The organism is Sphingobacterium siyangense, assembly GCF_023277505.1.
Lineage (GTDB): Bacteria > Bacteroidota > Bacteroidia > Sphingobacteriales > Sphingobacteriaceae > Sphingobacterium > Sphingobacterium siyangense.
In genome coordinates, this window is sequence record NZ_CP080574.1 from 2,355,221 (window position 1) to 2,378,799 (window position 23,579).

The window sequence follows — 23,579 nt, forward strand, 5'->3', positions numbered from 1 at the left end:
AGGCTTAAGCCACATGTAAGACACAAGTTGAATTTCATGGAATGAAGATACAACTTGTGTCTTAATTAATATAATAAAAACGGTGATTCTCGTCTGTATCAATAGGTATAAAACCCAGTTGGGTTTATTGAGCAATTTGCTACCAGTCCGATAGACATGCGCTTAGTGATCAGCTAATTTTTTTTTCAGATAATTGTATATTTCTATCTGTGAACGACATGGTGCCTCTTTATTCTCGACGTAATGATTGCTCAGGGAATTATTGAGTATCCGCGCTTTGACATTATCTTTGAGCTGGATTTGAAGCATTTCTTTTAAATCCTCCTTGATTTTTTTACTTGTTATTTTTACTGCGGCTTCGATACGATGATCCAAGTTTCTTGTCATCCAGTCCGCTGAGGAAATAAATAGTTGCTCTCGACCAGCATTATAAAAATACATCACACGTGCATGCTCCAAATATTCATCTACGATTGAAATGGCGTTCATTTGCAATTTAAACGTTTTTTGATTTGTTGCACAGTAGATTCCCCGGATAATAAGATCTATTTTGACACCAGCTGTTGCTGCGTCATAGAGCTTTTTAATCATCTCTTTATCGCTGAGCGAATTTACCTTGACAATGATGTATGCTTTTCGGCCAGCCTTTGCTTCGGTAATTTCCTGGTCGATGTAGTGTAGAAGTTCTCTACGCATATCCGTTGGGCATATCAAAAGGCTTTTGCAATTTTTGATAATTTCAGCCGGATTTGATTTGGGACGTCTTAGGTAATTGAAAACCTTATTTATATCGGCAATAACGTCCCTATTACTCGTTAAGAGGCAATAGTCTCCGTATAATTTCGCCGTTTTTTCGTTGATATTTCCTGTGCTGACAAAACCATATTGGATCGTTTTCATCCCAATACGTTTTTTTATCACACATAGTTTTGCATGGACCTTTTTATTTGGGATACCGGTAAGTACTTTAATGCCTTCGAGTTCAAGTTTCTCTTTCCAGTCCAAATTGTTTTCTTCATCAAATCTTGCACGAAGTTCAAGCATCACAGTGACTTCCTTTCCATTGCGGGCTGCATTAATCAAGGCATTTGCAATTTTGGAATTGGAAGCTAAGCGATATGCTGTAATTTGGATCGTTTTTACATCGGGATCCATTGCTGCTTCCCGAAGTAAATCGATGATCGGTCTAAACTCATGATATGGAAAGGAGAGCAGCACATCTTTTTTTAATATAGTATCCGTTACACGTTCGTAGTTTTTGAAATAAGGATGTGGAAAGGAGGTTCGTTCCAAGGGCTGATTGTAGGATTTAAACACATTGGGAAAATCCATGAAGTGTTTGAAGTTGTGTATTTTTTGTCCTGGAATGATGCTGTCTTTTTTTGAAAGGTTAAGTTTCTTGATCAGGAATTCTACCAATTTATGGTCCATCTCTTGATCAAAAATAAACCGGGTCGGTTTACCTTTTCTTCTGTTTTTTACCCCTTTGCTTATCTTCTCAACCAGCGTCGTGTTGATATCATTGTCAATGTCAAATTCGGCGTCTTTTGTTACTTTAAAGACATGTGCATTGAATACATCAAAACCGAAATAGGAAAATATTAATGGAAGATTAAACTTGATAACATCCTCCAAAAGTATAATATGCTTTTCATCTTTTGGCGAAGGTAATTGTACGAAGCGTCCATTTTGACTGGTCGGGATTTCGATGAGTGCAAATTTGGTTTCATACTGCCATTCCTGTTTTCCCATGGCAATACCCAAGTAAAGGCTCTTATCCCGAATATAGGGCATAGGTCTTACATCGTCCAATATCAAAGGAATGACGTTCGATTCCACCTCATCCTGATAATAGTCGCTCACAAACTTTTGTTGTTCGGGATTCAGTTCCTCACTGGTCTTAATATAGACATTCTGTTTGGCCATATCTTTTTGGATACGATTCCACGTACTATCAAATTTCTTTTGCTGCTTGATTACCCGGATATTGAGCTCTTCCAATATGAGCTGTGGGTCTTCGTAGAAGGATTGGTTGGCACTTTTGTCTTTCAGGTCTATAGCCCGTTTTAGACCTGCAACACGTACACGGAAAAATTCATCGAGGTTATTGGAAAATATACCTAAAAATTTGATTCTTAAGGGTAAAGGGACAGTCTCGTCCGCAGCTTCCTGAAGTACTCTGCCATTAAAGCTCAACCAACTAACGTCTCTAGGAATAAATTTTTTCGCCATAGCTAAATATACGTAAATTTAAAAAGCAAAACTATAGCTCTACAGGGGATAATCGAACTTTTTTGTGTTAAAGAATTATTAAGTTATTTTTTGTTCATGTGTGTAGATCGTAGTTTTAAAGGTGCATTTTTGCCACTGCTCTTCTTCTCTGGAAATAACCGCTACAAGGTGTTGCACTGCATGGTAAAAAAAATCCCCCAAAGGTCTATTCAGACTTTGAGGGATATGTCATTATGTTTGGTTTCGTCTATTTCTTCTTTCCGTACTTTTTGGAAATTTGAATCGCTTTGTATTTCGTCGTGTCAAAATGTGGCGTGTCAATTGACAAGCTTGTCGGATAAGGAGCACTTCGATCGAAGAAATACACGGTTGTTGTACTTCCGTAATCATTAACAGGCATTAAATCAAGACAGGCAGAATAATCCGCATTCAACAGGTCGCCTACAGTAACGGCATAAATGCGTATGATACCACCTTTATTTTGTTCATTTCTGACGAAAGCGACTTCCTTAAAACCTCCCGGTAGATCTTCAATACTTTTTTGATTGAAGCTATCTTTTAAAATAAAACCCAACAGCACTAAAATCGGTATGACCAAAAGCCATAGCCTTTTATTCTTCTTCATTAAAAATACTTAAATTGTAATTGTTATACCTAATAATTTGTAAAACTCTTTTAAAATTGCCTGGTGTCCTGGCCAAGCAGGAGAGGTGACCAAATTGCCGTCTACCACCGCTTGATCCGCAGGGATGTTTTTCCATGTGCCGCCCGCTAGTTCAATGTCGGGACCCACAGCAACATAAGCTGTCAATGTGCGACCTGCGAGTACTTTTGCAGCTGTCAGTACTTGGATGCCATGACATATTGCTGCCACAGGTTTATTGTGCTCAAAGAAGTGTCTCGTAATTTCCAAAACACGTTTGTTGAGTCGAATATATTCTGCCGATCGTCCTCCAGCAATATATAAACCGTCATAATCTTCGACATTGACCTGGTCGAAATCTTTATTGATTGCGAAATTGTGCCCGCGCAGTTCTTTATACGTCTGGTCACCAGTGAAATCATGCACTGCTGTGGGAACTACATCTCCGCTTTTGCGGTCCGGAGCAATTGCATCTACCGTTAATCCTATTGAACCCATTGCTTGAAATGGAACCATTGCTTCGTAATCTTCTACAAAGTCTCCTACAAGTAGTAATATTTTTTTTGCCATATCAAAAAACCTCTTTTAATAGGTTTTCAATTTACATATTAAAAGAGGTATTCGCAACGATTATTTGTTAATCTTTTGTTAACCTTGCACGGATAATTTTTCGGCAAGCGCACGTTTTGTTTTACGTACTTTAGCTTCTAATTGACTTCTTAAAGTGGGATCGATAATACCTTTACCTTCTTCAAAGTTTTTGTGGAATTCAGGAAGAGAGAAGGAGTCTAATATATCGGCGCCATCCCAAGTTATCCGGTTCACTGCGGTGTTCAATACCGTGGCACCTCCCATCGGACCAGGTGCAGTAGCCAATAAGAAAACAGGCTTGCCATTGAATAATTTGCGGTTAGGAATACGCGAAACCCAGTCAACAATATTTTTGTAAGCTGTAGTATATGACCCATTGTGTTCGGCCAAAGAAATCAAAAGGAAATCTGCTGCGTCCATTTTAGCAGCAAAGTCATGCGCCAATTGTGGAATGCCCAACTCAACTTCTTTGTCGTAAGAATAGATAGGCATTTCAAAATGGTTTAAGTCTAGCAATTCGATGATATCGTCTGCTTCTTTATAGTATTTGGAAGTACTTGTGACGAATGTTTTGTTGATTGAATTTTTGTTGCTTGTTCCTGCAAATGCTAATATTTTCATCTTTATATCATTAATTTATGAGGTGTTGAATAGGGGCAAAACTACCCCATACTGACCTCGTTGTTACCTTTAGAAAATCATGATTTTCGCATGTTTTCGCTATGTTTTATTTTAAAATCTGGTCAAACTTACGATATAATTGCTGAATAAATGTCAATCAAATGTCTCTGTACGGCGTTCTAGCGTATTTATTGATGTAGATCAATAAAATTGAAACGTTCGTACATACCAAGCAGGCCTGTAAGTCCGCCAGTATGAATAACTAGCACCTGATCTGCGGGGGTAAAGTAGTCCTTTTTGATCAGATCATCTACGGCATAAAGTAATTTGCCGGTATAGGTGGGTTCAATCATGATTCCTGTAGCCGCTATAAAATGCTGAACAAAGGCGAGTAAGTCTGTATTGGATTTTGCATAACCACCAAAATGATAATCAAGATGTAAAATAGGAGGGGTGATGTCGGGGTAAAGTTGATCGACTTCCTCCTGAATAAAACCTCCATTTTTTAAAACAGGTATGCCGTGTACGCGGGTAAATAGATCTCGTTTTTCTATCGCATTGGCTATTCCAGCTAATGTTGTTCCTGTGCCGCAGGCGGTAAAAATATGCTGGTATTCATGTTGGAGTTCATCAACGAGTTCGGAGCAACCTTTTGCTCCTAGCATGCCGTAACCACCCTCGTGTATATAGAACGTCGTTGGATTCTGACCAAAATAGGTGTTGTATAAATTTTCTTTATCTCGGTAAGATTCGCGGTCGACGTAAATGAGCTGCATCCCAAAAAGGCGGCACATTGCTAAAACAGGGTTGTTAACCCCTTCTTCACCTCGAACAAAAGCGGTTGTTTTAAACTTAAAGGTAGCTCCGGCGCAAGCGGTAGCTAAAAGATGGTTGCTCCATGCTCCGCCAAATGTAACAAGATGATTTTTCTGAAGCTGCAGCGCTTCTTCCAGATTATATTTTAACTTTCGCCATTTATTGCCTGAAATAAACGGATGTATGAGGTCATCGCGCTTAAGTGTTACTTTAATATGCTTCTTCTCCCAGGCTGGGAGGCACAATTCAGTTTCGGGGCTATGGATTTTGAAGGGCAACATAACATTAAATGAAAACAAATTTAACGAAAATTGTTTCATTTGGTTTATTTTTGTAGCATGACAGAACAAATTGGATCGCAAGATCAGGAAGAACAAGAATTATTTGAGCATCTACGTATTGAGGTGGATAAGGGACAAGCATTACTCCGCATTGACAAATACCTGATGAACAGGGTGGAAAATGCGACGCGGAGCAAAATTCAGCATGCTATTGAAGCAGGTTCTGTCATGGTTAACGGTAAGGAGATCAAGGCGAGCTATAAGGTTAGACCTGATGATGTGATTACATTGGTGCTACCTGATCCACCACGGGATAACGAAGTTTATCCAGAAAACATTCCATTGGATATCAAATACGAGGATGACGACGTGCTGATTGTGAATAAAGAGGCGGGTATGGTCGTGCATCCAGGATATAATAATTATACGGGAACCTTGGTAAATGCATTAACGTATCATATCCAGCAGCTGCCGCAGTTACCAGGAAACTCCGATCGCCCAGGTTTAGTGCATCGAATCGATAAAGACACTTCCGGACTATTGGTTATTGCTAAAAATGAAAAATCAATGGCCTTTTTGGCAAAACAGTTTTTCGATCACAGCATTACCCGTAAATATATTGCATTAGTTTGGGGTGATTTAAAGGAGGACGGAACAATTACAGGTTATATTGGACGTCATCTAAAAGACAGACGCATCATGGCGATGTATGATGGTGAAGACAAAGGGCGTTGGTCAGTGACACATTACAGCGTTTTGGAGCGATTGGGCTATGTTACTTTAATTGAATGTCAGTTAGAAACAGGGCGTACACACCAAATTCGTACGCATATGCAGTCTATTGGTCATCCGCTATTTAATGATGCAATGTATGGTGGAGATAAGATTTTAAAAGGTACCGTGTTTTCAAAGTACAAGCAGTTTGTGGATAACTGTTTTTCATTACTGCCGCGACAAGCACTTCATGCGCAGGTATTGGGATTTATCCATCCTACGACAAAAGAAAATATGTATTTCGAGGTACCATTTCCAGAAGATTTTCGTTTAGCTTTAGAAAAGTGGCGCGGATATGCGGCAAATTCAATGGCTATAGAAAATGATTAAAATTTAGAACAAAATTGAGATGCCAACAAACTATATCAATTTCAATGGCAGTGTAGTGCCGGAAGATCAGGAAATATTTAGCATTGAGAATAGAGGTTTCCGTTATGGGGATGGATTATTCGAAACGATGCTGTATAAGGATGGTGATATCCGCTTTCTAAATTTTCATGTCGAGCGTTTACAGAAAGGAATGGAGTTGATTCATTTGGATGATGCGAATCTATTCGATGAATTTTTTATTCGTTCGAGATCCGAAGAATTAATCCGTAAAAACAATATGTTGGGGCAGCAGGTTCGTATCCGATTGATCGTGTTTAGATCTGGAGGCGGATTGTATAGTCCAACGACTAATAAACCTGGTTTTGTTTTGCAGGTGCAGCGCATAGAACCTAATCTTCGCGATAAGAAGGTCGGTTTGATTGTAGGACTTTACAATGAATTCAAAAAACCGTATAGCGATCTTTCAAAGATTAAATCTTTAAATGCGCAGATTTACGTGTTAGCTGGCATCTATAAAAAGAAAATGGCTTTTGATGATGTATTGATTCTAAATCAGGAAGGCTATCTATGTGAATCCTTGATTTCAAATATCTTTGTCTATTATGAAAAGGTACTTTATACACCAGCGTTATCCGAAGGATGTATTGAAGGAGTAATGCGCCGGGTAGTCATGGACATGGCACAGGATGAAGGTATAGAGGTGGTTGAGGCACAGATAAGCCCCGAAATCATGAAACGGGCGGATGAGATTTTCTGTACCAATGCTGTACAGGGCGTACAATGGGTAATGGGCTATAAGCAAAAGCGCTATTTCAATAAGATATCGCGGATCTTGCAGGAAAAATTACAACATTGGAACTATGACGTCAGTGATGAACAGGACTAGAATAATTTGATTATACATACAAAAGGTCAGGATTTAATCCTGACCTTTTGTATGTATAATTCGCTCAGCCCATTGCTCAAAGGCATTTTTAAAGCTGCGAAGAAAATCTTTGGTTTTTTGTGATTCAATAGCCCCGTTGGGTCCAATACATGTTGTTATATTGCCCAAATAAGCTTCGGGTTGCTGCATGGTTAAGACATTGACGAAGACCAGCGATTGACGTAAATGGTGGTTGGCGCCAAAGCCACCGTAAACTCCCGTTGATGAAGAAATTATTGCGCCAGGTTTACCATCCCATTTATTTTTTCCATAGGGTCTTGAACCCACGTCAATCGCATTTTTTAAAACTGCAGGAATGGAACGATTATACTCTGCAGTAATAAAAAGTACAGCATCTAGGGACGCGACCTCTTTCCGAAATCGCACGTAGTTCGGAGGAGGATTTCCTACATCGTCAAAGTCCTGATTATATAAGGGAAGCTCGCTGATATCGATTATGCGATAGCCAAATTTAGATTCCTCTTGCTCAAGAATAAACTGCGCAATTTTTTTGTTGTAAGATTCCTTTCGTAAGCTACCAACCAATATTCCTACGTTATATATACTCATTGTGATTAGTTCATTAAAGTCTGTATGATCTGAACAATTGATCCTATTAAAAAGTTTGCGGTTTTTTATCAATCATATCGTAATTAACCTGTTTAAAATGAGGTTCTTATTGCTGTGTTAACAAAAATTAACATTTGAACATTAATCTTTTGCACACTGTTTGTTGTCGTATTGTAAAGAAGAAATTACAAACTAGAGGGAGGAGCTACTTATGAAAAAATTGTTTTACGCGGCGGCGATTATTGCAGGCCTTTTTACAGCGGGAGCTGCACAAGCGCAAGTCAGTATTAGTGTCAATATTGGGAGTCAGCCAAGCTGGGGGCCAGCAGGGTATGATTATGCCCGCTATTATTATATTCCAGAATACAATATGTATTACGATGTACCAGCGAGATGTTACGTTTATTATGATAATGGCGGCTGGATAAGAAGAGCAAGTTTACCGAGGAGATATAGACATTACGATTTTTATCGGGCTCATAAAGTGGTTATTAACGATCGCACACCATGGCATCACCACGATCGGTATAGAAGCCGTTATGGCGGTTACCGTGGAAGACAAGTATCTATCCGTGACAACCACCACGGTGGTAGCGGGTATTCATTTGCCAGCGAGCGTAGGGTAAGGCGTGAACATTCATGGGGAGAAAGCCGTCGATACGATAGGGGAAATGGACATGGCAATAACCAGGGGCATGGAAACGGACATGGGCGTGGTAAGGGTCACGGAGGAAGACATAGAGATTAATCGAGTAGTTGAATAACATGATAAAAAAGGAATCTATATACATATAGGTTCCTTTTTTTTGGCCAGAAATAACACGTTGTTTGCATTCGTAGCTTTGGGTGCTTGCAGAATCATAAAGCTTTTAGTGTACATGCACAATAAATTAAATAACATAACAGCTTGATTAATGAAAAATATATTAATTTTGCGCTACACGGGACTGAGATCAGCTTATTTTAGGTGATTTTGAGTTTATGGGAAATAATTGTAATGTGTAAGTTAATTTTTGTGATGAGAAAACTGGTTAATTCGGGTGTTGTATGGGTAGGGTTAAGTATATCTATTTTTGGATTTTACTCCTGTAATCAAAGTGGGACAAATAAGGTGCAAAATGTGGGAGCTGTTGACTCTATGCCGCCAAAAAAGGATAGTTTGCTTGCTGTACAAGATTCGATAAGTAAAGTGGATTCGCTGCGTAAAGACACCATTACAAAAATGGAAGAAAATGTGGACTACAAAGGGACTAAAGATACGACCGTATTGTTGACTGATACTGTCTCTCCACGTTATATTTATCTCACTTTTGACGATGGCCCACTGAATGGAAGCCAGCACCTTGATTCCATTGCGACAGCGAAAGGCATCAAAATTAATGCTTTTCTGATTGGCAATCATGATAAAATGAGTAAAAAATTACACAGTTTTACAGAACGTTATAAGAATAATCCTTTAGTGGATTGTTACAACCACAGTTACTGGCATGCGCACAATAAATACAGTACTTTCTATTCGAATCCGCAGACGGCTTTTGAAGATTTTGAACTTGCTGAGCAATCGCTGGGATTAACACATAAAATAGTTCGCTTGCCGGGACGAAATATCTGGTATATCGGAGACCGTAAAAAGGTTGATTTGAAAAGTGGGGCTTCGACTGCCGAGTTACTACACCAGAATGGTTACAAAGTAATTGGTTGGGATTGTGAGTGGAAAATAAATGGTGTTACAGGGAAGCCAGACCTATCGGTGAATCAGTTGTATACCCAAATGAAGAATTTACTCCGTAAAGGTACCTCTTATACGAAAAACAATGTTGTGCTATTGACACATGACAATATGTATCAAACGAAAAAAGGACAGCGGTTGTTATCGGATTTGATCGATAGTCTTAAACAACATCCAAACTATCGTTTTGAATTTGTACGGAATTATCCGCAATAGTGATAGCTATCTCTCTAAATAATAAAGGCTTAAACAGGAGTGAACCCAAGTTTAAGCCTTTATTATTTAGACGAAAAGTCTAGTTTAATTTTGTTTACGGAGATATTTGGTCAGTATAACGATTGTTTGACCTTCAATCTTTCCTTCAATTTGTTCGATATTGTCTGCTACTAGTCGAATATTCTTAACCACGGTGCCTAAAGTCGCTTTTAAGGAGGAACCTTTCACGTCAAGCGTTTTTGTCAGAACAACAGTATCGCCCTCCAACAGTCGTTGCCCGATGCTATCTTCATGAAAAGAAACATAGCCATCATTTTCATGATCTCCAGTTTTCTTAGCTTCCAATAGTGTTTCATCGTCGAGATAGAGGATATCCAGTGCTTCAGACGCCCAGCCTTCATTTTTTAATCGGTTTAACATACGCCAGCATACAATTTGCACCGATGGATTTTCGGACCACATCGCATTTGGAAGGAATTTCCAGTCGTCTGGATTTAATTGCTCCGTTTTGTTGAGCTGATTGACCAATGTTTCTGAAATCAGTAAAGTATTGTCCAAATTTGATGTTATTTCCGGTGGTAATGTGTAGGCAATTAAAGTAGCATCTTCGCCTGTCAGCTCACATTTCCCGCCAGCTCTCGCTTGTAATTGTTCTTCTAATTTCATGTCAGTTTTTTTGAAAGCCCAAACTTAGCCAAATTTGCTTTGATGTGCAATGACGAATATCACGACTTAAGGAAATAATTCCCGTTTTTACTCTTATAAAGCATTGTTTTTGCTTATGACTTTCATTTGTTTGCCGGTAAATTTATTTATGGGATGCGGGCTATGAGGTAAAGTGAAGTAGATTTTTTCTTCAAATAAATTTACTTCATGTAGAACATTGGTACCGAATTTGTGTTTAACCAACATTAGAAAAGATTATTAACTGTAATATAGAAATACTATGAAATGGCAAGGAGGCAAGCAAAGTGGTAATTTTGAGGACCGTCGTGGAATGTCGGGGGGAGGAAAAATTGCTTTAGGAGGAATTGGTGGAATTATTGTTTTGGTCATTGGATTTTTGATGGGTGGAGATCCGATGCAACTCTTACAGCAAGCCCAAAATATGGGGGTGCAAACTGAACAGTCGGGACAGCCGCGTGAGTTAAATCCGGAGGAAAAAAGACTAACTGAATTTTCATTAACTGTGCTTCAGAGTACCGAGGATGTTTGGGCAAAGCTCTTTAAAGAGCAGATGCAGAAAAATTATACTCCTACAACACTCGTATTTTACGATGGGGGAACACAAACGGATGGTTGTGGTATGGGGCAGGCTTCTTACGGACCTTTTTATTGTCCGGGTGATCAAAAGATTTACCTGGATCTGAGCTTTAGTAAAGAACTGTCGGATAAATTCGGTGCAAAAGGAGAGTTTGCCATGGCGTATGTAATTGCGCATGAAGTCGGACATCATATCCAACAATTGGTGGGATTATTGCCAAAGACCAATCAAGCCCGTGGGAAACTGAGCGAGCGTGAAAATAACAGGATCTCCGTTATGACCGAGCTGCAAGCGGATTTTTATGCTGGTGTATGGGCGCATTACATCAATGAATTAACCGATATAAAAATTGATTATAATGATATAATGGACGGGATGAAAGCTGCAGCTGCTGTTGGTGATGATAAATTACAGACTGAAGCACAGGGCTATGCTGTTCCTGAGTCATTTACGCATGGTACATCCGCGCAACGTATGGAATGGTTTAAAAAAGGATATGATTCGGGGGATATGCGATCGGGCAATACCTTTGAAGATTCGAGTCTGAAATAAGGATCGTAATTCGAATGAAAAAACACCTGGCCCTGCATCATGTCCGGGTGTTTTTTTGTGGTATAGGCAATTTGCCTTTAGGGAACCAAGCCGTTTGGCAAATGCCGCGCTGGTCATATCAGATCATTACTGAACCAACAGATTACAACCACGAATATCACTTTGGTCAAAACGTCCCAATATTTCAAAAGAGCCGTCCTGATATACTTTACCTAAATCTTGGGTGGCTATAAATGAACAGGAGTAGCGATTGGCGAGGTCGATTACATTGATGCCGCCAGTTTTATTCAACGGAATCAGGCTTAAAGGATCATTAGTATCTCGGATCAGGATTTTCATCCATTTGGGAAGATAGAATATTCCCTGACCTGAAGAGTAGCCTTGTGAGAGTAATTCTGTCATGCCATATTCAGAATGGATACCATGCACAGAAAAGGCTTCTTCCAGGAGTTTATGGATTTCCTGTTTCACCATTTCCTTACGCTTACCTTTCATTCCGCCGGTTTCCATAATGATCAGTTCAGGAAATTCAAAGGCATATTGTTCAATGAAGTCGAGTAGGGCATACGTTACGCCAAAGAGGATGGTCTTTGTGCCTTTATTTTTGAGTTTAATAAGTGTATCGTAAAGCTCTTGGTGGTTATAGAGAAAATAATTGCTTTCCGGTTGCTCACTTTGCTTCATGAGATCATCAATCATATAGATCAGCGACGAACCACTTCGCTCTAGGTAGGATGGGAGCAATGCAAGGACGGCGATGTTGCCGAGCGGACCATAAAAACTTTCGAAAATCTTCCGAAAAGTTCGCTCATATATACTTCGGTCAGCGACCAGATGTTTTGAGGTGACCATACCTGTTGTACCCGAACTCGAGAATACGATTTCAGCCTCCATCCCTTCAGCAATAACCTGTTGGGTCTTAAAAAATTCGATGGGCATGAAAGGAATATCGGTATAGTGCTGAATAAGGTGTTTTTCTCGTCCAAGGAGCCTGATATAGTCACGATAAACTTTGCAATGCTGGCTTTGGAATTGGTAGGTATCTAAACAATGCTGATTAAAATCATCCTCGGTTTTAATGTCAAAAAAATCCTTCCAGTTCGTCATAGCATTTAAAAATTTGATGGACAAAATTAACTAAAATTTGGAAAAGAAAACCGTTAATTGTGGCGTGCATAGGTGTTTCGTAGAAATAGATCAGGATAGGCCGTGAAATAGAACTAGAGAACAGGCTTAGGTCAAGTTTTCTTAACTCAACCTAAGCCTGTTTATTTTATAACATACCACCATCAACGGGAAGAACCTGTCCGGTTACGTATGCTGATAAATCAGATGCTAAATAAAGACATGCATTGGCAACGTCTTCTGGTTCGCCAGCACGTTTCAAAGGAATTCCGGCTTCCCATCCAGCCACAACTTTAGGATCCAGTACGTCAGTCATTTCGGTACGTATAAAACCTGGAGCAACTACGTTTGCACGGATATTACGAGAACCTAATTCTTTAGCGATAGATTTTGTGAACCCGATAATACCAGCTTTTGATGCGGCATAATTTGCCTGACCAGCATTTCCTTGAACTCCAACAACTGAAGACATATTGATAAATGAACCTTTACGGTTTTTCATCATAATTTTCGAAGCGGCTTTTGTAACGTTAAAGACAGATTTTAAGTTGACATTTAATACATCATCCCAATTCTCTTCGGTCATACGCATTAACAAGCCGTCTTTTGTGATACCGGCATTATTTACAACGATATCTAATCCTCCAAAATCGGCAACGATCGCGTTGATTAATTGTTCTGCTTCTTCGAATTTTGAAGCGTCAGAGCGATAACCAATCACTTTGGTGCCGAAAGCCTGAAGCTCCTGTTCCAGTGCCTGTCCTTTTTCGACAGAAGAAAGATATGTAAAAGCGACGTTAGCACCATGTTGTGCAAACACTTCCGCAATTTTCCTTCCGATTCCTTTTGATGCTCCTGTTACTAAAGCAATTTTTCCTTCAAGTATTTTCATCTGTATAAGTTATTTGTTCTTCAATTATGCACACTTAGGCATTTATGTCCATTTTCCACGCGCTGTCTTTCTCTCACAGCCCGTCTGTTACTGGAATTCAATACGAAACATGAACTCGTTTCCATTTGGTTTATCTTGGTTATGGCACAGTGCTTATGTTTTTTCGATGCCGTCGTATTAGCGAATAAATGATCTTGTTTTTTAGCTATTGTGTACACTAATGCCTTTCGATGTTCTGCAAAAATGTTAAAACTATATTATAACACAAAATCTTTCGATAAATAACGGTTTAAAATAGAAAAACATTGTGTGCTGACCTTGTGTTTATCTTGGAGTGGAGGAGTATTTTCAGGAAGCAATTTTAGAATTTTACGGTAAGCGATCGCTCACTTAGGATTATTTTAATAAATCAATGGTATTTTTGAATAAGTGGTTCTAAAAAGTACAGTTTTTTGACAAAAGACTTGGACGTTTACCAAAAACTATATTAAATTTGCATCAATCACAAAAACATGAGCAAAAAATCAAATAAAGAAGTTGACGTTGTTCTGATCGGCGCCGGTATTATGAGTGCTACTTTGGGTACTCTAATCAATGAATTAAGCCCAGACGTTAATATTGAAATTCTTGAGCGTTTGGATGTTGTGGCTGCTGAAAGTTCTGACGCTTGGAATAATGCTGGCACGGGTCACTCTGCCTTATGCGAGTTAAATTATACCCCCGAACAGAAAGATGGTTCTGTAAAGATTGATAAAGCAGTTAAAATTGCTGAGCAATTTGAAGTGTCTAAGCAATTTTGGTCCTACCTCGTTGATAAAGGCATTATTGCCCAACCTGAAAATTTTATCCGTAGTATTCCACACATGAGTGCGGTTTTTGGTGAAAAAGATGCTAAATTCCTAAAGACAAGATGGGAAACATTGACGACCCAAAACTTGTTCAAAGGGATGGAGTATACCGAAGATACGGCATTGTTGAAATCGTGGATTCCATTGATGATGGAAGGACGCGAGGCCGACGAAAAAATCGCTGCAACAAAAATGGATCTGGGCACTGATGTTAATTTTGGGTCGTTGACACGTGATTTGATCGCTAATCTCGAAAATAAAGAAAATATTTCGATCTCCTTAAACCATGAAGTAATCGACATCGAACGTGAAGACGATGGCCGTTGGGAAGTGGAGGTCAAAGATTTAAAGACAGGAACAAAGAGAGAAATAAAAGCAAAGTTTGTATTTATTGGGGCCGGGGGCCACTCGTTGTTGTTGTTGGAAAAATCTGGAATACCCGAAGCGAAAGGCTATGGCGGATTTCCTGTAGGGGGCCAATGGCTACGTTGTGTAAATGAAGAGATCATTAATACACATCATGCGAAAGTGTATGGAAAAGCTTCTGTTGGAGCTCCTCCAATGTCTGTACCGCACTTAGATACACGTTATATTGATGGCAAACAAGCGTTATTGTTTGGACCATATGCAGGTTTCTCAACTAAATTCTTAAAACAAGGGTCTTACTTCGATTTACCTGCTTCTATCAAATTGTCCAATATCCGCCCGATGTTATCAGCCGGACTTGACAACTTACCTTTGACGAAGTATCTTATTACTGAAGTCATGAAGTCACCAAAAGATAAACTAGAGTCTTTAAAACAATTTATGCCTACAGCTAAATTGGAGGACTGGGTTATCGAGAAAGCAGGACAACGTGTTCAGGTCATCAAGAAAGATGAGAAGAAAGGTGGAATTTTAGAATTTGGTACAGAGGTCGTTTCTAGTGCAGATGGTTCTATTGCTGCGCTATTAGGAGCTTCTCCTGGAGCTTCGACTTCAGTTGCTATCATGATCAGCCTATTGAAGAGATGTTTCCCTGAACGTGCGAAATCAGATGAATACCGTAAAAAACTACGTGAAATGATTCCTTCACACGGGAAATCATTGAACGATGATGCGCAACTATGTAAAGAAACGCGTACGCGTACGCACAAAGCGTTGAAATTGATTGATATAGAATAATCAATTCGACAGAAAATATACTTATGGGGTGCTTGGAATGACCATGGTCATTCTCGGCTGAGATTATACCCAATAAAAGCGATTGTACCTCCTTGTACGATCGCTTTTATATACCTGATCCAGGTAATGCTGGCGTAGGGATTTAATTTCAATAAAAACGTCCGTTTTTCTCCCATAGGTTTATTATGAATTACACGAAATAATAAACAAGGCGATGACTTCTGAAACAATTTTCGAAGCTTTTATAAAACAGATTCAACAGGCCACCATCGCGGAATGGCTAGGGGTATCCTTTGGTGTTTTACAGGTTTGGTTTTCCCGGCAAAATAAATCGATCAATTACATTTTTGGGATTATTGGTATCTTAATTTCTGTTTACGTATTATTCCATGCGAAACTATATGCAGAAATATTACTACATCTCTATTATTTGGTCATGAGCATCTATGGCTGGATCTATTGGAAATATAGTAGCGATGTTGCAGCTCCCATAACGCATTGTGAGCCGAAAGAATGGTGGATAGTAGGGGGAATCTGCGCTCTCGGTTTTCTGTTGTTTTATTTCGGATTGGTCCATTTAACGGATTCTGATGTACCGCTTTGGGACTCTGCAGTTTCCTGTACAGCTTGGGCAGGGATGTGGTTATTGGCAAAACGGAAGATAGAAAATTGGATATTGTTGAATATCAGTAATCTGATGGCAATTCCTTTACTGATCCATAAAGGGTTATTTCTTTATTCGGGCTTGACTTTGTTTTTATTTGTTATGGCATTTAGTGGATATTTTAATTGGAGGAGAATAATAAGTGAAGAAAGATATGCAACTCAGTAGCGAAGATATCGCCATTCTGAAAGATAATCAGGCTAAGGGAATCCATCAGAAAACATTGTCGGATGGACAACTGGACCTTATTTTTCTTCGGAAATGGTTTAAGATTTGGGTTCCACCTGCATTGGGTGGATTGGGGTTAAGTCTACCTGAAGGGCTCAATTTATTGGCTGATCTAGCTTATTGGGATGGGGGATTAGCTTGGACAGTAACGTTATGCTCAGGAGCAAATCTCTTTGTCGGTTTTATTGATCCGGTTTTAGGAGATCAGATTTTCAAAACGGATCGGGTTTGTTTTGGCGGCAGTGGACAGGCATCAGGTACAGCTACACGTGAAGGTGAACATTATCGGCTCCGCGGTTTTTGGAGATATGCTACTGGAGCTCCTCATTTAACCCATTTTACCTTAAATGCTGCAATTCAGGAGGCAGGAAAACCCTTGTTGGACGAAAAAGGTGAACCACTGATAAAATCATTTTTTGTGGATCGTGACCATGTACTGGTGCATTACGACTGGGATACATTTGGATTGGAGGCTACAGCTTCGCATTCCTTTTCGCTGGAAGACATACTCGTTGATGGTAGGCAGTCTTTTGAGATTGATGCGGCAAAAAGTACACGTAGCGAGCTGTTGTATCAATATCCCTTTATGCCTTTTGCGGAATTGACTTTACTGGCCAACTTTACGGGAATGTATAAGCGCTTTTTGGATTTAATCGAAAAACTATTTGTGTTAAAAAGCAATCAATCCAAATGGGAGAAGACTGAAAGTAAAGAAGCATTTAGGGTACTCGATGACTTTCAGCAAGATTATGTTAATCGGAGGGAAGCAATAATGAATTTGGCCGCTCGTTCTTGGGTAAATCTTCATGATGGCAATGATAATGCAGCAATTTATGAACAGATAGGGATACAAAGTCGAGATTTTGTGGAATCTATCTTGACAAATACAATAAGACTCTATCCACATACCGGAATTTCGGGGGCCGCCATTGATCATGAAATCAATATAATCTTCCGGAATATTTTTACGGCTTCGCAGCATAAGTTACTACAGAAGAGTTTATAACAAAAAAGACTATCATTTGATAGTCTTTTTTGTTATAAAAGAACGTGTAGATCGCCAGACTTGGTTAGAAGTTTTGCTACCGTAAATAATTTCTTGTCTTGTTGCTTGAAATAACCAATTGTATGCATAAGAGAAGTTTGTGTTTGATTAAAAGTTTATTTGTAATATTATTGTTTAATTTTTTTTGTCAGGTGCTAATGGCACAGCAACGGCTTACACTTTTAAAATCAATTTTTCAGGAGCTTAAAAATAATTCAATCCATAAGAATAAGATAAATTGGTCCAATATGGATCTTATTACTATTAGGTTGCCATATATACTTAGATTGGGCAATACCTGCATATCATATTTTTGAGATCGTTTGCGTAGAAAATATAAAGTAATACGTGAATAAAAAGCTACTTTTAGGTAGTAACCAAATTTTCAAAAAGAGAGGGGTAAATCTAATCTTCATTATGATAAAATTTAGTGGTTCGTGGATATTTTTATTAGCGGTAGTATTCGCTTATATACCCACCGTTCTAGGTCAGGAAAGTTTTAGATTGGATCATTTTGGCGGAGATAAAGGTCTTTCTCATGGTAATCTGACAGGACTATTGAAGGATAAGGATGGTTTTATCTGGATTGGCACATGGAACGGAATTAACCGGTACGATGGTCAGCATTTCAAAACCTATAATTCTACAGAATCCAAGAAGTATGATGTCGCAAGTCGTCGAGTTATTCAGATGATCGATGGTAATAAAAACGACATCTGGTTTCTTACTTATGATATGAAACTTTATCGTTTTGACAAGGCTACCGAAGAGTTTTGTTCGATATCGGAAAAGGTGGAAGCTACACAAAAAAAATCAGTACAGTTTAACAAAATTTTAGCAATTGATGCACAATCTATATGGGTAGGCAGCACAGACGACGGTTTATTTTGTATAGATACGAAAAGTGAAAATTCTGACTATTCAATCTTTAGCTCAGACAATAAAGCTGTAGATAATCATCTATCGTCAAATCAATTGACTTTCTTCCATAGGAATGTCGAAGGACAGGTATGGATTGGGACAAAAGATGGTCTTCATTTGCTTCAATTATCTTCAAAAAAAGGGAATAAGCCACATGTTATTCAATCTTTTGAATTGACTTCAAATGGTATCTTTAAGATTGCTGAATCTTCTGATTTCATGTTTTTTTCTACCGAAAAAAACAACCTTTTGGTGTATAATAAACAAGGGCGGAACTTGCAGAAGTTATCGGTAACAAAAGGACGGATCAATGAAATGCGTATGTCACGCGATCAAAAGCAGCTTTTCCTGTCGACCTCCTTGGGTGAACTTATTGCATTTGATGTCGTAAGGCATACAATACAGAAACTATATCAATTTCGAACTAGCCTTACTGGAATTTATGAAGATAGTAAGCGACGATTGTGGCTTGAACCAGAAGGAAATGGCGTGGTCCTGCTGAATTTGAACGATCTTAAAAGCAACTATTTTAGTTCTCCTTTCTTTAAAAAGAGTTCAACCGTGAGTTTTAAATGTTTTGAGGATGCATCGCAAAGAGTCTGGATCAGTATGCGAGGGGGCGGATTCGGTTTTTTTGATGAACAGAATGCCCAGCTCAGCTTTTCTTTCAAATCAATCAATGGTCAACAGATAGACTTTCCACGCTTTGTCCATGATATTCTATATGACCCTGCTGGTGTAATTTGGTTTGCCGTAGAGGGGGAGGGAATGGCACGGATAGTCTTTTACAATAAAGGGGTGTCATTCCAACCTTTTGGTAACGAAGAGGTGAAAGCAACGGACCCTGAAGTTCGTAGCCTTCTATTTGATCAGTTGGGAAGGTTTTGGGTTGGCAAAAAATTGGGCCGCATATCAGTTTTTGATCAGGGGAAAATTTTGCCAATTTCTTTTAGTGGCGTGGATTCAGAAGCACTTTCGTCAGTCTATAGTCTACTGGAGGATCGTAAAGGAACAATGTGGATGGGCACTAAGAAGCATGGGCTGTTAAAGGCTGTACCACAAAATAAGGAGCGAACTTCATATAGACTTGAACAATTTAATACGATAAACAAAAAATTAATTAGCAACCAAGTTTATTCGTTATTGCAGGATAAACAGGGGGCTATTTGGATAGGAACTTATGGAGCGGGTTTACTTCGAGCTACTGAAACTAATGGAGTAACGAAATTTGAACAAATAGCATTGCATAAATCTGGTTTGCGGAAGGATGTATTTAACAGAGTTCGGCAATTAACTCTCGATGATAAGGGAATGGTTTGGGTAGCGACAACCCATGGTGTTCTAGTTGTTAATCCAATCAATAAAAAGGATAATTTTTATTTTGTGTATTATGATGGAGATCATATTGGCGATAATGATGTGCAATATCTGTACAAAGATCATTATGGAGCCATGTGGATATGTACGTCAGGGGGGGGATTGACAAAATGCAGTGGCGATCCTTTTAATGCTCTTCGATTTGAACATTATACCGCCAACGAAGGACTTTTTAATGATTATGTTTTAAGTTGTATCTCAGATGAAGAACATAACCTTTGGTTAGCAACAGAAGGTGGATTGTCGAAGTTTGATCGTCAAAAAAAGAGGTTCGTAAATTTTAATGCAAGTGACGGTTTTGGTAATATGCGATTTTCAGAAAAGACGGTAGTACAGAGAAAGCAAGGAGTGATTTTTTTTGGTACAACAAAAGGAGTACTTTGTCTCGACACCAAAGCCTTTCAACAGAAATACAGCAAACCGAATCTTCTGCTGACTGGACTTTTGATTAACAATAAGGAATTTGTAATTAATAGCCAAAAAAAAGGACAACAAGTCGGAGTACAATATACTGATCGGCTTATATTAAACCATAATCAAAATAACCTATCTTTTGATGTAACAGTTTCGGATCCGCGTTATATGCACCCTAATTTTCAATATCGTATAAGACAGATTGATACTAGCTGGCATCTTAATAACCAGATTACACGCATTACCTACACCAATTTAAATCCCGGCGATTACACCCTTGAGATAAGGGGGGAAGATGATCTTTATGAAGGAATCCCTTATAGAAAGGTTGAATTTATGATTAATCCACCATGGTGGAAGACACATATGGCATATATAGTCTACGGTTTTTTGATTCTCGGGATTTCCTATGCAGTTTTTAAAATATGTCTGCAAATGATACATTTAAAACAGAAAGTACTTCTCGAACAGCATCTTGGTGCACTTAAAATGGAGTTTTTTACTAATATTTCTCATGAATTGCGAACACCATTGACACTTATTATAAGCCCGGTCAAGAAATTGATACGTGAAGAGACCGATTCAAAAAAAAAGGTATATATGGATATTATTCATCGGAATGCTGCGCGAATGGAGCTTTTTGTCAATCAATTGTTAGACTTGCGAAAGGTACAGGAAAGTAAGCATCAATTGCATCTTACGCAATTCGACATCGTGGTGTTGATCTCTGACGTATTGTTCGCGTTTATTGCATCTGCCGAAGCAAAACAGGTGAATCTTAAATTTGTTACAGCTTTTAAAGAACTGATTGTTCAACTAGATCAGACGAAAATTGAGATAATCCTTTTCAACTTGTTGTCAAATGCACTCAATTATGCACCCGAAGGAAGTAGCGTGGAAATCCAGTTAAACCTGGAGCAAGAGAAAATGTATATCCATATCATTGATGAGGGACCTGGGGTTCCAAGTGCAACAATGCCTTATATTTTTGAATTATTTTACACAGAAAATAACCCTAAAGTGCATAAAAGAAAAGGTACGGGAGTAGGCTTAGCGCTTTCAAAAGAATTTACATTATTACACGACGGAAACATTTATGCAAAAAACAGGGAAACCCAAGGACTCCATGTTAGCGTTGAAATTCCAATTCACAATAATGCAAATGTACCGCAAAATGTTCAAGAATTCCGTAATTTTAATTCTTTTGACCTTCCTCCGTATTCCGATCCCAATAAGCATAGCATGGTATCTTTCGATACAGACAAAAATGAAACTTTATTGTTAGTTGAAGACAATGCGGATTTACGAATATTTTTAAAGGGGCAATTAGACGCTCATTATCACGTTGAAATAGCTACAAACGGTAAAGAAGGGTTGGAAAAGATTCACTCCATGATGCCTGATTTTATATTAAGCGATCTGATGATGCCAGTAATGGATGGCATTGAAATGTTGAAAGAAGTTCGGCGGGATGCGCGGGTTTGCCATATTCCTTTTGTGTTGTTGAGTGCTAAACACGCTGTTGAAACGCAAATTGAAGGATTGCATTATGGCGCTGATTATTATATCACAAAGCCATTCGAACCTGCTTTTCTATTAACAGCTATTCATAATTTACTTCAAAAAAGAAGATCCTATTTTAAACAGGTTACTGAGCGGAATGCTCCTGTAATTCAGGTATCAGAAGTTCAAATTGACGACAAGGATAAGAAATTCTTGGATACGGTAGTTGAGGTGGTGGAACAGCATATGAACCAATCTGACTTTAATATTGATTTGATTGCCGGACAGCTGAATTTGGCCCGCAATACCTTTTACAAAAAATTTAAGAGCCTGACAAATATAGCTCCAGTTGAATTCGTTCGGGAGTTGCGCCTGAAAAAGGCTAAATTATATTTTGATGCGGGGCTGGAAAACGTATCCGATGTAGCTTATCGCGTAGGATTTAATAATCCCAAATATTTCAGTACTAGTTTCAAGGAAATGTTCGGGATCTCTCCAAAAGAATATACTATGCGAAATAAAAATAAATCATCTTTATCATAATTTTTAAATATAAATCACTGATAATTAATTTTTTATAAAAATTAAACCTTTTTTGTCAATTATTGAACCTTTAATTTGTTGTGCTCCATTAGCTTTGATTATTGCTGACGACAGTCTTGCAAACTTAATGTTAAACGAACCAATTATAGACTTCTAATGATTAGACAAATTCTTGTATCTATTCTATTGACCTATGTTCAATTTTGTAGTCCCTTTTTTTGCTGTGCCAGCATAATTAAAACGATAGCACTAGAGGGAGGTCACAATGTGGTCGTGTCAGCCGATGGGACCGGTGATTATAAAACTATACAAAAGGCAATTGATAGTGCGCCAAAACATTGCGGTGAACCTTACCGGATTTATGTGAAAAATGGAGACTATAATGAAGTAATCACAGTACCCATAGAAAAAAGATTCATCCATTTAATTGGTCAAGATAAGCAGCAAACACGTGTTCATTTTAAGTTAAACGTACAGTCTTTACCTAAGCCGGATTCTAAATGGTATCAAACGGACACTGCAGCTTGGGAATTTTCCGTTCACAATCCCAAAGCAGCGGTTTATCGCTATCCCGGGGCAGTGGTGTCAATCTATGGGGATGATTTTTATGCCGAAAATATCAGTTTTATAAATGATTGGGGACTTGAACGGCAAAGCGGCCCACAGGCTTTGGCAATACGTATCCACGCGGATAGGGTAGCATTTAGTGGTTGCATATTCAGATCTTTTCAAGATACCTGGATGACTAGTACACGCAAGCCCAATGATCGGCTATATGTATACAATTGCTGGATAGAAGGGGCTGTGGATTATTTTTATGGGGGCGGTAATGCATATGTTGAGCATTGCACCTTGTATAATGTTCGTAGCGGATCGGTGATTGTGGCTCCGAGCCATAAGGAGGAAACTAAATGGGGTTACGTGTTTAAATATTGTACAATCGATGGAAATACCGCTGCCGCAGATGGAAAAGTAAAATTAGGACGACCATGGCACGATCAGCCTAAAGCTGTTTTTCTTTACACACGAATGAATATCCCGGTGGCCAAAGAAGGATGGACAGATATGGGGGGAATTCCCAAAATATTTGCCGATTACAAGAGTATAGATGCGTCAGGAAATGCGATAGGCACCGACAATCGTAAGACACGATTTAAAAACAGCAATAATGAGATGGGTGTGTCAAAAGCAATACTAACTGATGCGGAAGCTGCTAGTTATACTTATGATACGGTTATTGTGGGGAATGATCAATGGAATCCTCGCAAATTTATCTGCACTAAACCCCAAGTATGGAAGTGATTTCGCAGA

19 protein-coding genes are annotated in these 23,579 nt (G+C 38.7%); 10 read left to right on the top strand and 9 right to left on the bottom strand.

Translation table 11 applies throughout. From position 1 onward, the window contains the following. Nucleotides 1-162: 162 nt before the first annotated feature. The 5 genes from ppk1 to K2F45_RS09505 form a co-directional block, all read right to left on the bottom strand. Nucleotides 163-2,232, bottom strand: coding sequence for a polyphosphate kinase 1 (ppk1, locus tag K2F45_RS09485; RefSeq protein WP_248933396.1), 2,070 nt, complete (start codon nucleotides 2,230-2,232; stop codon nucleotides 163-165). Between the two features lie 247 nt (nucleotides 2,233-2,479). After that, the gene (locus K2F45_RS09490) at nucleotides 2,480-2,857 is read right to left on the bottom strand and encodes a hypothetical protein (RefSeq protein WP_075991931.1); all 378 of its coding nucleotides are present in this window, start codon (nucleotides 2,855-2,857) and stop codon (nucleotides 2,480-2,482) included. 9 nt (nucleotides 2,858-2,866) lie between these two features. Beyond that, nucleotides 2,867-3,445, bottom strand: a complete 579-nt coding sequence (locus K2F45_RS09495) for a DJ-1/PfpI family protein (protein ID WP_075991932.1) — start codon at nucleotides 3,443-3,445, stop codon at nucleotides 2,867-2,869. Between the two features lie 78 nt (nucleotides 3,446-3,523). Beyond that, on the bottom strand, nucleotides 3,524-4,087 hold the full coding sequence (locus K2F45_RS09500; RefSeq protein WP_075991933.1) for an NADPH-dependent FMN reductase: 564 nt from the start codon (nucleotides 4,085-4,087) through the stop codon (nucleotides 3,524-3,526). A gap of 188 nt (nucleotides 4,088-4,275) precedes the next feature. Further along, a complete protein-coding gene (locus tag K2F45_RS09505) occupies nucleotides 4,276-5,223 on the bottom strand; it encodes a 1-aminocyclopropane-1-carboxylate deaminase/D-cysteine desulfhydrase (RefSeq protein WP_248933397.1) in 948 nt (315 codons plus the stop codon). A gap of 18 nt (nucleotides 5,224-5,241) precedes the next feature. Between K2F45_RS09505 and K2F45_RS09510 the strand changes: the two genes are divergently transcribed. After that, entirely contained in the window at nucleotides 5,242-6,288 is a 1,047-nt protein-coding gene (locus tag K2F45_RS09510; protein WP_248933398.1) for an RluA family pseudouridine synthase, read from the top strand. Nucleotides 6,289-6,307: 19 nt separating this feature from the next. Then, a complete protein-coding gene (locus K2F45_RS09515; RefSeq protein WP_075991936.1) occupies nucleotides 6,308-7,174 on the top strand; it encodes an aminotransferase class IV in 867 nt (288 codons plus the stop codon). Between the two features lie 33 nt (nucleotides 7,175-7,207). On the opposite strand, the gene K2F45_RS09520 is transcribed toward K2F45_RS09515, so the two are convergent. Next, complete coding sequence (locus tag K2F45_RS09520; protein WP_248933399.1) at nucleotides 7,208-7,783, bottom strand: NADPH-dependent FMN reductase; 576 nt, start codon at nucleotides 7,781-7,783, stop codon at nucleotides 7,208-7,210. A gap of 211 nt (nucleotides 7,784-7,994) precedes the next feature. Between K2F45_RS09520 and K2F45_RS09525 the strand changes: the two genes are divergently transcribed. Both K2F45_RS09525 and K2F45_RS09530 read left to right on the top strand, forming a co-directional pair. After that, on the top strand, nucleotides 7,995-8,531 hold the full coding sequence (locus tag K2F45_RS09525; protein ID WP_075991937.1) for a hypothetical protein: 537 nt from the start codon (nucleotides 7,995-7,997) through the stop codon (nucleotides 8,529-8,531). A 270-nt stretch (nucleotides 8,532-8,801) separates the two neighbouring features. Further along, on the top strand, nucleotides 8,802-9,728 hold the full coding sequence (locus K2F45_RS09530) for a polysaccharide deacetylase family protein (RefSeq protein WP_075991938.1): 927 nt from the start codon (nucleotides 8,802-8,804) through the stop codon (nucleotides 9,726-9,728). Nucleotides 9,729-9,812: 84 nt separating this feature from the next. On the opposite strand, the gene K2F45_RS09535 is transcribed toward K2F45_RS09530, so the two are convergent. Continuing rightward, nucleotides 9,813-10,394: a PhnA domain-containing protein gene (locus tag K2F45_RS09535; RefSeq protein ID WP_075991939.1), complete on the bottom strand. Its 582-nt coding sequence runs from the start codon at nucleotides 10,392-10,394 to the stop codon at nucleotides 9,813-9,815. 280 nt (nucleotides 10,395-10,674) lie between these two features. Here K2F45_RS09535 and ypfJ point away from each other — a divergent pair, with 280 nt between their 5' ends. After that, entirely contained in the window at nucleotides 10,675-11,544 is an 870-nt protein-coding gene (gene ypfJ / locus K2F45_RS09540) for a KPN_02809 family neutral zinc metallopeptidase (protein ID WP_075991940.1), read from the top strand. A 126-nt stretch (nucleotides 11,545-11,670) separates the two neighbouring features. On the opposite strand, the gene K2F45_RS09545 is transcribed toward ypfJ, so the two are convergent. Both K2F45_RS09545 and fabG read right to left on the bottom strand, forming a co-directional pair. Next, nucleotides 11,671-12,651: a long-chain-fatty-acid--protein ligase gene (locus K2F45_RS09545; RefSeq protein WP_075991941.1), complete on the bottom strand. Its 981-nt coding sequence runs from the start codon at nucleotides 12,649-12,651 to the stop codon at nucleotides 11,671-11,673. A gap of 166 nt (nucleotides 12,652-12,817) precedes the next feature. Beyond that, nucleotides 12,818-13,561, bottom strand: coding sequence for a 3-oxoacyl-[acyl-carrier-protein] reductase (fabG, locus tag K2F45_RS09550; RefSeq protein ID WP_075991942.1), 744 nt, complete (start codon nucleotides 13,559-13,561; stop codon nucleotides 12,818-12,820). 512 nt (nucleotides 13,562-14,073) lie between these two features. Between fabG and K2F45_RS09555 the strand changes: the two genes are divergently transcribed. From K2F45_RS09555 to K2F45_RS09575, 5 genes are all read left to right on the top strand, one after another. Then, entirely contained in the window at nucleotides 14,074-15,573 is a 1,500-nt protein-coding gene (locus K2F45_RS09555; RefSeq protein WP_075991943.1) for a malate:quinone oxidoreductase, read from the top strand. Between the two features lie 214 nt (nucleotides 15,574-15,787). Next, nucleotides 15,788-16,405 carry a nicotinamide riboside transporter PnuC gene (gene pnuC / locus K2F45_RS09560; RefSeq protein ID WP_157626009.1) on the top strand — a complete coding sequence of 206 codons (618 nt, stop codon included), beginning with the start codon at nucleotides 15,788-15,790 and terminating at the stop codon, nucleotides 16,403-16,405. Next, the gene (locus K2F45_RS09565; RefSeq protein ID WP_075991944.1) at nucleotides 16,392-17,471 is read left to right on the top strand and encodes an acyl-CoA dehydrogenase family protein; all 1,080 of its coding nucleotides are present in this window, start codon (nucleotides 16,392-16,394) and stop codon (nucleotides 17,469-17,471) included. Before pnuC ends, K2F45_RS09565 begins: the two co-directional genes overlap by 14 nt. A 456-nt stretch (nucleotides 17,472-17,927) precedes the next feature. Continuing rightward, complete coding sequence (locus K2F45_RS09570) at nucleotides 17,928-22,268, top strand: two-component regulator propeller domain-containing protein (RefSeq protein ID WP_248933400.1); 4,341 nt, start codon at nucleotides 17,928-17,930, stop codon at nucleotides 22,266-22,268. Between the two features lie 156 nt (nucleotides 22,269-22,424). Further along, nucleotides 22,425-23,570: a pectinesterase family protein gene (locus K2F45_RS09575; RefSeq protein ID WP_075991948.1), complete on the top strand. Its 1,146-nt coding sequence runs from the start codon at nucleotides 22,425-22,427 to the stop codon at nucleotides 23,568-23,570. The last annotated feature ends 9 nt before the right edge of the window (nucleotides 23,571-23,579 follow it).